Below are 11,202 nucleotides of genomic sequence, written 5' to 3' on the forward strand. Positions count from 1 at the left end.
ACCGATTTCCTGGGCTTCGGAGTGATTGTTTGTGCGCTGGGTGGTGACGAGACTCGTCGATGATGACTCGCGCCATACCCGTGTCGAGTCGAAATCGCTCGAGACGAGGAGCACCACGAGTGCCGGACTTCGATCTTCTGGTGGTCGGCGGCGGCCCCGGCGGCTATGTGGCCGCCATCCGCGCGGCCCAGCACGGCTTGGCCGTCGCCTTGGTGGAGAAGGAACGGCCCGGCGGGGTCTGCCTGAATTGGGGCTGCATTCCGACCAAGGCCATGTTGCGGTCGGCGGAGGTTTTCCAGACCGCTAGCGCCGCAGCGGATTTCGGTGTCTACGCCGACAATGTGCGCTTCGATTTCGCCGCCGTGCGCCAACGCAAGGATGGCATCGTCAAGGAACTCACCGACGGTGTCGCGGGTCTGCTCACGGCCAATGGGGTGACAGTCATCGAAGGCCATGCGCGCTTCATCGATCCCACCACCGTCGAGGTGCACCAGGTGGGTCCCTCCCCCATCGGCCCGGAGGGCCCGCGCTACGCCGCCGCCCCGACCGCGCCGATCCGGCAGGTAAGTGCCCGTGATGTGATCATCGCGACCGGCTCGGTGCCCGCTCGGCTGCCGATTCCGGGCGCTGATCTGCCTGGCGTGATCACGTCCGATGGCGCATTCGGGTTGACCGAGGTGCCGAAGCGGCTCGTGATCATCGGTGGCAGCGCGGTCGGCGCCGAATGGGCCAGCCTGTTCGCCACCTTCGGTGCCGAGGTCACGATCGTCGAAATGCAGGACCGGCTCGTTCCCGCTGAGGACACCGATATCGGAACGGCGCTCGGCCGCTCTTTCGGCAAGCGCGGCATTACGGTGCTCACCGGTTCGACGGTGCAATCCATTGCCCAACAGTCGAATCAGACACTGCGAGTACGGGTCGACGGTCCGCAGGCGCGCGAGCTCGATGCCGACGTGGTACTGGTCGGTGTCGGTCGGCGGCCCAACACCGCCGACCTGGGCTTGGACAGTGCCGCGATCGCTACCGACGACCGCGGATTCATCACCGTCGACGAGCAGTTGCGTACCGGTACCGCGCATGTGTACGCCATCGGCGACGTCACCGGTCGGGCACTGCTGGCGCACGTCGCCTCGCATCAAGGCCTCACCGCCGCCGACGTGATCGCCGGACGTCAGGCGCATATCGATTACACGGTGATTCCCGCGGCCACCTTCACCCATCCGGAGATCGCCAGCGTCGGACTCACCGAGGCCGCCGCCCGCGCCGCCGGGCATCAGGTGATCACCGCGCGCTTCCCGTTCGCGGCCCTGGGTAGAGCCAAAATCTTCGGCGAGACCGAGGGTTTCGTCAAAATCATTGCCGGGCAACAGCATCAGGAGGTGCTCGGTGTGCACATCATCGGCCCCTCGGCCAGTGATCTGATCACCGAAGGCGCACTGGCGATTTCGCTCGAGGCAACGCTCGATGAGCTGGCCGACACCATTCACGCCCACCCGACCCTCGGCGAGATCGGCATGGAGGCGGCACTGGCCGGACTCGGACTGCCCGTACACATCGCGCCACGCAAACGCTGAGGAGCCACCGTGACCACGACCACCGCACCCCGGAAATCCACGTCGAAGACCGCGGCCCGCAAGGCATTCGCCGGTACCGATCCCGACACCCTGCGCGGCTACTTCCGCGACATGCTGTTCGTGCGCCGGTTCGAAGAGCGCACGGCGCAGGGCTATACCCAGGCCAAAATCGGCGGCTACTGCCATCTCAACCTCGGGGAGGAAGCCACCGTCGTCGGACTCGCCGCGGCGATGCGCCCGACCGACTACCTGTTCACCAACTACCGCGAACACGGCTACGCGATCGCCAAAGGCATCGAACCCGGCCGGGTGATGGCCGAACTCTACGGGCGATCCACCGGCACCTCCAAGGGCTGGGGCGGCTCGATGCATATGTTCGACACCGCGACCCGACTGCTCGGCGGTTACGGCATCGTGGGCGGCCAGTTGCCGCTGGCCGTCGGCGCCGCACTGGCCATCGACTACCGCGGCGGCGACGATGTGGTGCTCTGCCAAATGGGTGACGGCACAACGAATATCGGGGCATTCCACGAGTCGCTGAATATCGCGGCACTGTGGCATCTGCCCGTGGTGTTCGTGGTGATCAACAACCAGACCGGGATGGGCACCACCGTCGAACAATCCTCCGCCGAACCCGACCTCTACAAGCGGGCCAGTGCCTATCGGATGCGGGGCGAACGAGTCGACGGCACCGATGTACTCGCGGTGCGTGATATCGCTACCGAGTTGGTGGACGCCGCTCGCCGGGAGGGTAAACCAGCCCTGCTGGAAGCCGTCAGCCATCGACTCAAGGGCCATTCGGTGGTCGATCCCGCGAAATACCGTAGCGCCGAAGCAGTTTCGATCGCGCTCGAATCCGATCCGGTCGCCCGGCTACAGCGCGAGCTGCTCGCCGCCGGTTTCCTCGACGAGGATACCGTTGCCGCCATCGAAGCCGAGGTACGCGAAGGGGTCGACGCGGCGGTGGCATTCGCCGACGCCAGTCCGCACCCCGAGCCGACGAGCCTGTTCGACTACACCTATGCCACCCCGGTGGCCGGTGCATCCCGACGGCTACCCGCCGATCCGCTGTTCTGAAAACACCTTCCCGCAACCGCTGAGGACACCACCGTGCCTGTCATGACCTATCGCGAAGCGCTGCGCGAAACCCTGCGCGAGGAGATGCGTCGCGATGACGACGTCCTGCTCATCGGGGAAGAGATCGGCGTCTTCGAAGGCTCCTACAAGATCACCGCCGGACTACTGGCCGAATTCGGCGAAAAGCGCGTCCGCGATACCCCGATCGCCGAAGAGGGATTCGTCGGCGCGGCCATCGGCGCGGCCATGCTCGGCCTGCGCCCGGTCGTGGAACTCATGACGATCAACTTCTCGCTGCTGGCGCTGGACCAGATCGTCAACCATGCCGCCAAGATCTACGGCATGTTCGGCGGACAGACCAGCGTCCCGATGGTGATCCGCACTCCCGGTGGCGGCGGCCAGCAACTCGGCGCCACCCACTCCCAGAACATCGAGCTGTATTACGCGTTCGTACCCGGCCTGAAGGTCGTCGCGCCGAGTACTCCGGCCGACGCTCGTGCCCTACTGCGTGCGGCCATCGAGGACGACGACCCGGTGCTGTTCCTGGAAAACCTCGCGCTCTACAACACCAAAGGCGAAGTGCCGCAGGATCTTGCGCCCGCACCGATCGGCAAGGCAGCGATCACGCGCGTGGGTACCGACATCACCCTCGTCGGCTACTCGCGAATGGCCACGATCGCACCCCGGTCGCTGAACGCCTTGCGGCCGAGGGGATCTCGGCCGAGGTCATCGACCTGCGCAGCCTGCGCCCCTTGGATCGCGACACCATTGTCGAATCGGTTCGCAAGACCGGCTGTGCCGTGGTGGCCGAAGACGACTGGCTCACCTATGGCATCGGCGCGGAAATCGCCGCCTCCATCTCCGATGGCGCCTTCGATTACCTCGACGCACCCGTTCGGCGGGTCGCCGCCGCGGAAGTGCCGCTGCCCTATGCCAAAACCCTCGAACAGATCGCGCTGCCGTCCGCCGAATCCCTGTACACAGCCGCCGCGCAAACACTCGCGGCCGTCGGCCGACGCCGCTGAGAGGACATCACATGCCCGACATCATCATGCCCCGCCTGTCCGACACCATGGAGGAAGGCGTCGTCGTCGCCTGGCTCAAGCAGGTCGGCGACAAGATCAGCCGCGGCGATATCCTCGCCGAAATCGAAACCGATAAGGCGCTGATGGAACTCGAGGCCTACGAGGATGGCGTCCTCGAGCAGATTCTGTTCGAGCCGGGCTCGCGGGTCCCGATCGGCGACACCATCGCGCTGATCGGCGACGGAACCGGTTCCACGGCGGGCGGATCGAGCTCGGCTGCCGAAAGCGGTACGACGTCGAGTGATACGGCCGAAGATCGTGCCGCTACTTCGCACGCACAGTCGGAAAGCGCTGGTACGCAGAATAACCCGATTGAGGCGGTCGCAACTGTGCCAGTTGCCGCTGCGATAGCAGAGACCGGAACGCGCAAGAAGTCCTCACCACTGGCCCGCAAGATCGCCCGCGACCTCGACGTGGACCTGGCCGCCGTGACCGGCACCGGTCCCGGCGGACGGATCACCCGCAACGATGTCGAATCCGCTTACCGCACTATCGAATCCACTCCCGCCGCACCACCGGTAGCAACCGTGACCCCCGCGGGCGACTACGACGAGATCCCGCTCAGCACCATCCAGCAGGTCTCGGCCAAACGCCTCACCGAAAGCAAACAGCAAGCCCCGCACATCTACCTGACCAGCGCGATCGATGTCACCGACCTGCTGGCCTTCCGCGCGCAGATCAACCGCACCCTCGAACAAGTAGGCAAAACCAAGGTCAGCGTCAACGACCTACTCGTCAAAGCGGTGGCCACCACACTGCGCACCGACCCGGCCGTCAACGTTTCCATCGCCGACGACAAACTTCTTCGGCACCGCGGAATTCATCTCGGTATCGCCGTAGCGACCCCGGCCGGACTCCTCGTCCCCGTCATCCGCGACGCCGACCGCAAAAGCGTCTCCGAAATCGCCACCGAAACCCGCGATAAAGCCGAACGCGCCCGCGACCGCAAACTCCGCGCCGACGAAATGAGTGGCGGCACCTTCACCATCTCCAACCTCGGCATGTTCGGTATCGAACAGTTCACTGCCGTCATCAACCCGCCGGAATCCGCCATCCTCGCCGTCGGCGCGGCCAAAGACGAACTGCGCCTCGACAACTCCCAGGTCGTGACCCGCAGCATCCTGCGCGTCACCCTGTCCGCCGACCACCGCGCAATCGACGGCGCCACCGCCGCACGATTCCTCCAACAACTCACCGAACTGCTGGAACATCCGCTGCGCATCATCACCTGACGGGCCTTCTCGCTGAACGGAAGGAGCGGACCACCGCACCGCCCCAGCCGGATACCGTTTCCCGCGTCCACTCCAACGAGACGAAGGGACCGCGGTGAACTCACCGGTCGTATCACTTGCTCTGCCATTGGCGTTGGCCGTGATCATGTTCGGGCTCGGACTTTCGCTGAGCGTCGATGATTTCACCCGCACCGCACGCCAGCCCAGGACGGTCGCTATCGCGCTGGTGTGTCAGTTACTCGTGCTGCCGGTCATCGCGTTCGGTCTGGTCCTGCTCTTCGATCTGCCGCCGACCCTCGCTGTCGGCATGCTGTTGCTCGCCTCATCGCCGGGCGGTACTACGGCCAACCTGCTCAGTCACCTGTTCGGCGGCGATGTCGCACTCAATGTCTCGCTCACGGCTGTCAATTCGGTCATCGCGGTCGTCACCGCACCTCTGATAACGAACTTCGCGATCGACTACTTCCACCCCGACGCCGGTGCGAGCGGACTCGGCCTGCAGTTCGGCAAGGTGGTTCAGGTATTCGCGATGATCCTGGTCCCGGTCATCATCGGCATGCTGGTGCGGCGGCTGTCCGCCGACTTCGCCGACCGGATGGACCGGCCGGTGCGCATCGGCTCGGCGCTGATCCTGGTACTGGTCATAGCCGCAAGCGTGATCAGCGGTGCCGCCGACCTGCCGGGATATCTCCTCGATGTCGGCGCGGTCACCCTTATCTTCTGCCTGCTCAGCTTGTCCGTGGGCTACTTCGTCCCCCGATGGTGCGGCGTCGATATCCGCCAGGCGATAGCGTGCTCGATGGAGATCGGCATCCACAACAGCGCCATCGCCATCACTATCGCCATCAGCGTTCTCGACAGCACCGAAATAAGTGTGCCAGCCGGGGTTTACGGCGGAATTATGCTGCCGGTCGCTGGCGCTGTCGGTTGGCTCATCACCCGACGACACCCGGGGGTGCGGACGGCCGAGGGCGACAGTCTCAGTCGCCGAATTCGGCGTTGAGGCGGTGCAGCAGTTCGGCCAGTGTCGCCGTCGCTTTCGAGCTACGACAGAAGCCTCCCAGCCGCGTCGACGACCGGCGTTTCAGCCGCGGTACGTCGGGGGAAATCGGCCACACCATGCAGCCATGGTTTGGTTGCGCTGAAGAAGATCGATGTGTTGAGGACCACCAGCAGCAGGCACAGCGGCGGAATTGCACCCACGATCGCTTTCGCGGCCAGTGCGAGCTCCACGGTGTTCGTGATGTTGAACGCGTTTCCGACGATGCTGGCGGCGACACCGCTCACCAGCAGAACCCCGAAGTACAGCCGGATGATTCCGGTCCGGTACGGCAACGTTCCGACCATCACGTAGCAGTAGGCGATCTGAAAGACCGTGAGGCCCACGACAATCGGCCACAGCCACGCAAGGATGGACGGCGTTCCGGCCAACCGTGCCAGATGGTGTCCGAACGTGAAGGATGCGACCGCCGCCACCGCGATCAGGACCGAGGCGGACACAACGGCGACCCTGTTGACGCAGAGTCGCTCAGTCCATGGATTCATCCGTTCCTCCAAAGTGGGAAAGCGTGAAAGGGCTGGAATTCTTCTGGGGCAGTTGGCAAACCAGAGCTGTCGAGTCAGTCGCATGCCTGAGCGGAGAGGGCCCGCTCGCGGCGAATGTCGCCTTACCCCCGCTCTGTGAGCTCCGCAAAGAGTTGCGCGCGTGGAATTTTCACACTATGAACGCAGCGGTCCGGCGTTGAACGGTTGCAGCGGAACCGGATCGCCGTTACGCGGCTAGCTGTATCAGCGACCGAGCTCGCTGCACTGACGACGCAGGCGCTCGGCGCGCACAACCGGTTCGTGTTGCGAATTCGCCCATTTCGGCAACACGAGCGACGATCGCTGTGGTCACAACGGCCCCTTCGGGTCTTGTCTCTCCTCAATGCAGCTTATGGCTCGCCCAGTATGCCCTCGACAGCACACCGACACGCGGAATACGACATACGCCGGACGCGATCCATGAGGGCGCGCAGGGTGGCGCTGGCAGAGCAGCGGGGCCGGACCGGTTCCGCGGGCCACGGTGGCACCTTGCTTTTGGAGGGCGAACCCGCCGACGCCAGCTGTTTCGGGTGCGGTCGGCCGGGAACGCTCAATGTATGGAGAAGGTAGTGGAACGTGAAAGCAAGTGGGAGGTCGACGGGGTCTTTACTCTTCCGGCATTGGACAACCTCGCCCCCGACAGTCGTGTCGAAAAAACATCGGTCGAATTGACCAGCACCTATTTCGACACCCCCGAGCGAGATCTGCTCGCTCACAATCTCACCCTGCGCCGTCGGGAAGGTGCCGACGAATCCGGTTGGCAGTTGAAAGTTCCCCATCCGAAGGGTCGCACCGAATTGCATGCCCCGATCTCGGAGGAACTGCCACCCGAGTTGGTCGAGTTGGTCACCGGCGCGGCGCTGGGTAAACGACTGCAGGCGGTCACGACGATTCACACACTGCGTGATCGCCACCGTGTACTCGGGCCTGACGGCGAATTGATAGTCGAAGTCGACGACGACATCGTCGATACGACACCGGCAGACAGCGGGTCCATCGCCTGGCGCGAGATCGAGGTCGAACTCGGCCCGCAGATCGACGCAGTACCCGCGGCGCTGGCGGACAGCCTCGCCAAGGCTGGCGCACGCAGGTCGGAGTTTCCCTCCAAGCTGTCTCGCGTACTACCCGCGCAGCCCGGTCTGGACACCGACACTGACGTGGAGCGCGCCATCTATGAATACCTGACCGCGCAGATCGATGTGATCTTCGCTGGCGACGTCGGTTTGCGCCGCGGCCAGGATCCGATCCACGACACCCGCGTCGCGACACGGCGCCTGCGCAGCACCCTGCGCGTGTTCGGAAAGCTGTTGAACCGCTCCGCTATCGGTGTCGTCGAGGACGATTTGAAGTGGTATGCGAGGTTACTCGGCGATGTGCGCGACTGCCACGTCCAACGTCGCCGTCTGGCCGACCAGGTGCACAAACTGCCGCCCGAGCTCGTCCTCGGCCCGATCGCCGCACGCATCGACACCACGATCCTGGCCCGACAGGCGCCAAGCCGCAACGCACTCACCGAGGCCATGGACTCGACGCGATACCTGAAGTTGCTCGCGACCCTGCATGCCTGGCAATCGCATCCACCGTTCGACAGGCGACTTCATCGACGTGAACTTCTGAAGGGGGCCCGCAAGGCCGCGCGCAAAGCCGATCACCGGCTTACGACCGGCCTATTCAACCAACGGCGCGCATCATTGCACCGAGCCCGCAAGGCCGCCAAGCGAGCCCGTTATGCCGCCGAACTGCTCGAGCCCGCGGTAAAGCGCAAGCAAGCCAAGCCGAATATCAAGTACTACAAGAAGATTCAACGCGTACTCGGCGACTACAACGACGGCATCGTATCGTCACGATTCCTGCGGCGCACCGCGACGACCGCAGGCACAACAGCGGACGAGAACGGCTTCACCTTCGGCCTGCTCTACGCAAACGAAATACACGCCGCTGACAAGGCTCGTCGCAAGGCCGCCGAAATCGCCGCGAATAGATATTCGTGACCTGAAAATCAGTGATGGTCATTTTCAAGGGGTTGCTGGTTCAAGACGGCACCTGCGATATCCGGTTGGGGCATCGGGTTCGGCGGATATCGCCTCCAGTGCGGTGGCCATGGCCCTGACGATGGACTCGACCGTCATTGGCCGAAAAGTTCGGCGGCGTAGACCATCTCGCCAAGGATTCCGGCGCATTGTCCGTCGGGGTGGTATTCCTCTCGCGGTCGGCACCGTCGGCCTCGAAAGTCGTTGCGACACCGGCTAAGTCGGTGCCCGTCTCGGCCTCGGTCGCCGCCAGCGCGGCAACAACATCCCCCTGGTGAGCCTGCGCAGCCAGTCGCGGCGCTGTTCGGCGGTTCCCCACCGATCCAGTGCGGCGGCGACGAACGGTCGTGCGCCCCGCAGCCGACAAGCCCCGGTTTCCACGGGCCGAGGGCGCGCCCCGCCGTCGGATTACGGATCTCCTCGGTGCGACTATCGCGGCACCGCGATATCATTGCGAGCCCACAAAGAAGCGAAAGTCTCACGCTCCGCACACAATTCGTGAATTAAATCTTCCACCCCGGATCACAAGGTTCTTCGCAGACGAACCAGACAATTAATCGCACCATGCGAAGGAAATCTCCCCCGCATCATGGCGATAGGTGTTGCAGCACTCCGGGTTCAGGAAACAAGACGAGGTGTATTAGAGGCCAGTAGCATCAAATTCGCAGGCTGGGGGCAGATCGATGACCGTAGAATATAACGCGGCAGATCCGGCATCAGAACGCCGCCGGACACGTCACGCAATTCTGCGGAGAGTCGCGGCCCATTCACCAATAATTGAACATGCATCGATGTCCGATGAGGGTGGACAAATCGACGCAAGGAGGAAAGGCTGTTGGTGAAGTGCTCTCCGGAGGATCCAATTCGCCGAGGACTGGAAATAATCGAGCGAACCACCCGAACTGTCGGCCCACCTGCCGGTCGAGCTCGCATCGCGGCGCACCACCTTGATCGATAACCGCTGAACGACCTGCCATTGATCACTGACACGACGAGGTGATATCTGTGCGAACGGACGGAGACAGCTGGGACATCGTGACGAGCGTGGGTCTGACCGCCCTGGGCGTCGCCACATTTCGCGCACTCGAGACGCTCGATCCCGAACCGATGATCCACGACGAGTATGCGGCGTGGTTCGTCGAAGCGGCGGGTGAACCGCACTTTCTGCGGAAACTGGACGAACCGGCCGCGGCGGGCACGGTCGGATTGTTCGGGCGGTTCATGGGCGTTCGGACAAGGTTCTTCGACGAGTTCTTCGCCGCGGCGTGGCAGCGGGGTGTGCGGCAGGCAGTGATCCTGGCATCGGGTCTGGACGCGCGGGCATATCGCCTGGATTGGCCCGCTGGCACGGTCGTCTTCGAGATCGATCAGCCCCGCGTCCTGGAGTTCAAGAGCAAGGTACTCGACGAGCACGGTGCCGTGGCCAGGGCCGATCGGCGCGCCGTTGCGGTAGATCTGCGCGACGACTGGCCCGCCGCGCTCACTGCCGCGGGTTTCGATCCGCGACGGTCGGCGGCGTGGTCGGCCGAGGGGCTTTTGCCATTCCTGCCGGGTTCGGCGCACGACGCATTGTTCGAACGCATCGACTCGCTGTCCGCGCCCGGCAGTTGCGTGGCCACCGACGACTTCGGCCGCGGTATGGACCAGCGTCACTTCGACATGGAGGAAAAGTTCTTCGGCCCCAACCCGTTCGGCAACTTGAACGTGCACGACCTGTGGTACGACGACGCCCGCGCCGATCCCGGGGACTGGCTCGCCCAGCACAACTGGTCGGTCCACCGCGTCACCCCGTTCGACCTGGCCGCCACCTACGGTCGCCCGATCACCGACCTACCCGCCGAGCTTCCCGCCGAACTCCTCGATCGGTTACGGCGGGCGTCCTACATATCCGCCGAGAAGCACCCCTGATCCCGCAGGACAAGCGCGACGAGGCGCGTTAGCGAATTCCCACGCACTCAGGCTCCAGGGCTGGGACCATCGATGCGTGCCGCACGGCAAGTACCGCGTTCTCTTCCCGTTGTGTTCAGCGATTCATCCCCGCTACACAGGAGGAACCGAGATCCATGACGACTTCGAGGAATTGTCTGCGCACCCTTCGCATCGCGACCGTCTTCGCACCGACGGCGGCGGTCCTGGTCGCGACGGCTGCTCCCGCTCTCGCCGCTGCGACCATCGACATCTCCCGCGCCGGACCGACCATCGTTCAAGTCACCTACAGCTGCGACGACTCCGACGGAGTGGCCAGTATCCAGGCGATGATGGGCGAACCCACCGCCGACGGTCCTGCCGCCCAGGGCGCTCAGAACGCGGTCACCTGCGACAATACCCAACACGACGCGAGCATCCCGATGACCGAAACCCCTGGCCGGCCACCCATGCAGTCGGATCGAATCCAGGTGCGCGTCGCCCTCGTCGACCGCAACGACACGGTTGTCTCCGGACAGGCGAAGCTATTCACCGTGCAGTAAGGCAACGGCCTACGCGGCATCGAGACACCCTGTATCCAGCAACAGGCGAGTGACCAGCCCCGGTTGCAGCCCATGTGACGTCACGACGCCGGTGCTTGTGATTTGATAGGGCACAAATACTCCAAAATCGATTCCTTCTCGCTGTGTTCGAC

General features: G+C 64.1%; 8 protein-coding genes and 1 pseudogene. 8 read left to right on the forward strand and 1 reads right to left on the reverse strand.

From position 1 onward, the window contains the following. The first annotated feature begins 119 nt into the window (after nucleotides 1–119). The 5 genes and pseudogenes from lpdA to ACQP2U_RS21940 all read left to right on the forward strand — a co-directional run bounded on the left by lpdA (nucleotide 120) and on the right by ACQP2U_RS21940 (nucleotide 5,971). Entirely contained in the window at nucleotides 120–1,574 is a 1,455-nt protein-coding gene (gene lpdA / locus ACQP2U_RS21920) for a dihydrolipoyl dehydrogenase (RefSeq protein WP_433709190.1), read from the forward strand. A 9-nt stretch (nucleotides 1,575–1,583) separates the two neighbouring features. Next, nucleotides 1,584–2,651, forward strand: coding sequence for a pyruvate dehydrogenase (acetyl-transferring) E1 component subunit alpha (pdhA, locus tag ACQP2U_RS21925; RefSeq protein WP_433709191.1), 1,068 nt, complete (start codon nucleotides 1,584–1,586; stop codon nucleotides 2,649–2,651). 42 nt (nucleotides 2,652–2,693) lie between these two features. After that, nucleotides 2,694–3,676: pseudogene (locus ACQP2U_RS21930) on the forward strand (alpha-ketoacid dehydrogenase subunit beta). Between the two features lie 11 nt (nucleotides 3,677–3,687). Next, entirely contained in the window at nucleotides 3,688–4,968 is a 1,281-nt protein-coding gene (locus ACQP2U_RS21935; protein ID WP_433709192.1) for a dihydrolipoamide acetyltransferase family protein, read from the forward strand. Between the two features lie 94 nt (nucleotides 4,969–5,062). Then, nucleotides 5,063–5,971, forward strand: coding sequence for a bile acid:sodium symporter family protein (locus ACQP2U_RS21940; protein ID WP_433709193.1), 909 nt, complete (start codon nucleotides 5,063–5,065; stop codon nucleotides 5,969–5,971). A 41-nt stretch (nucleotides 5,972–6,012) separates the two neighbouring features. Here ACQP2U_RS21940 and ACQP2U_RS21945 read toward each other — a convergent pair whose 3' ends face one another. After that, entirely contained in the window at nucleotides 6,013–6,513 is a 501-nt protein-coding gene (locus ACQP2U_RS21945; protein ID WP_433709194.1) for a hypothetical protein, read from the reverse strand. 596 nt (nucleotides 6,514–7,109) lie between these two features. Here ACQP2U_RS21945 and ACQP2U_RS21950 point away from each other — a divergent pair. From ACQP2U_RS21950 to ACQP2U_RS21960, 3 genes are all read left to right on the forward strand, one after another. Next, nucleotides 7,110–8,543, forward strand: a complete 1,434-nt coding sequence (locus tag ACQP2U_RS21950; protein WP_433709195.1) for a CHAD domain-containing protein — start codon at nucleotides 7,110–7,112, stop codon at nucleotides 8,541–8,543. A gap of 1,044 nt (nucleotides 8,544–9,587) precedes the next feature. Continuing rightward, nucleotides 9,588–10,490 (forward strand): class I SAM-dependent methyltransferase, encoded by a 903-nt coding sequence (locus ACQP2U_RS21955; RefSeq protein WP_433709196.1) that lies wholly within the window; start codon nucleotides 9,588–9,590, stop codon nucleotides 10,488–10,490. A 155-nt stretch (nucleotides 10,491–10,645) separates the two neighbouring features. Further along, nucleotides 10,646–11,050, forward strand: a complete 405-nt coding sequence (locus ACQP2U_RS21960; protein WP_433709197.1) for a hypothetical protein — start codon at nucleotides 10,646–10,648, stop codon at nucleotides 11,048–11,050. Nucleotides 11,051–11,202: the final 152 nt, after the last annotated feature.

The sequence above is a fragment of the Nocardia sp. CA-084685 genome, from assembly GCF_050955785.1.
GTDB lineage: Bacteria > Actinomycetota > Actinomycetes > Mycobacteriales > Mycobacteriaceae > Nocardia.

Bases quoted from the DNA above. Each gene is read 5' to 3' on its own strand.
- ACQP2U_RS21935 (WP_433709192.1), top strand. From the start codon at position 3,688: ATGCCCGACATCATCATGCCCCGCCTGTCCGACACCATGGAGGAAGGC.
- ACQP2U_RS21945 (WP_433709194.1), bottom strand. From the start codon at position 6,513: ATGAATCCATGGACTGAGCGACTCTGCGTCAACAGGGTCGCCGTTGTG.
- ACQP2U_RS21950 (WP_433709195.1), top strand. From the start codon at position 7,110: ATGGAGAAGGTAGTGGAACGTGAAAGCAAGTGGGAGGTCGACGGGGTC.
- ACQP2U_RS21960 (WP_433709197.1), top strand. From the start codon at position 10,646: ATGACGACTTCGAGGAATTGTCTGCGCACCCTTCGCATCGCGACCGTC.